1 protein-coding gene is annotated in these 273 nt (G+C 59.3%); it reads right to left on the bottom strand.

Annotated features, from left to right (window positions below; all coding sequences use genetic code 11):
* Positions 1-14: 14 nt before the first annotated feature.
* Positions 15-194: a hypothetical protein gene (locus tag AC5ZGW_RS47910; RefSeq protein ID WP_130232076.1), complete on the bottom strand. Its 180-nt coding sequence runs from the start codon at positions 192-194 to the stop codon at positions 15-17.
* Between the last annotated feature and the right edge of the window lie 79 nt (positions 195-273).

The following is a 273-nucleotide window of genomic DNA, read 5'->3' on the forward strand; positions in this document are numbered from 1 at the left end:
TCGACGACGGAAGATCAGGCCCACTTATCTTCTTCGCGGCGGGCTTCGTCCTCATTGAGGCGCTCGGCCACGTCATCAGCGATAGGTGAATCTTCCGTCGTCGCGATCGGCGTGCCGTCCTGCTTCTTGATCGTTTTGCCTTCGGCACTCACGGGAAAATCGTCGGGCTTCAGCGGCTTCTTTGACGTCGACATCGCGTCTCCCTCCTGTGTGCCGACACAATAGCACGCGCTCCTAAGAAACGGGGGCCAGAACTCTCGCTTGGCTAGGTGC

This window comes from Bradyrhizobium sp. Crot121 (genome assembly GCF_059512385.1).